Source organism: Escherichia sp. KCJ4928 (assembly GCF_004352695.1).
Lineage (GTDB): Bacteria > Pseudomonadota > Gammaproteobacteria > Enterobacterales > Enterobacteriaceae > ECMA0423.
In genome coordinates this window covers 1-255 of record NZ_SJWV01000793.1, presented here as the reverse complement: position 1 = coordinate 255, position 255 = coordinate 1, and the positions used below count along the sequence as shown (strand labels likewise).

Genomic DNA, 255 nt, shown 5'->3' with positions numbered 1-255 from the left:
CGTGTTCAACCAGGGCTTCGGCCTGCTGACCGGTGGCATAGTGGGTATGCAGGATGCGACCGTTCCAGGCCGGCTCACCGTGCAGGTGGCAGTAAACGGTACGGAACACCCCGTCGCGGCAAAAAACAGAAATCGTGCTGCTGACTGTCATGAAAACGTCTCCTTCTGCTGAATCAGGTCGCCGGGCCGACCGGTTGCTCCCCCGGAGGGGCGAAAGCCCCTTCTGCCGTCCACTTCTTCGGGGTTTCTCCCCGC

The 255-nt window shown here is 62.0% G+C and carries 1 pseudogene; it reads right to left on the bottom strand.

Features of this window, described 5'->3' with window-relative positions:
* Positions 1-151 (bottom strand): annotated as a pseudogene (locus E0D98_RS26810) (post-segregation killing protein PndC); the annotation flags it as partial.
* Positions 152-255 lie beyond the last annotated feature (104 nt).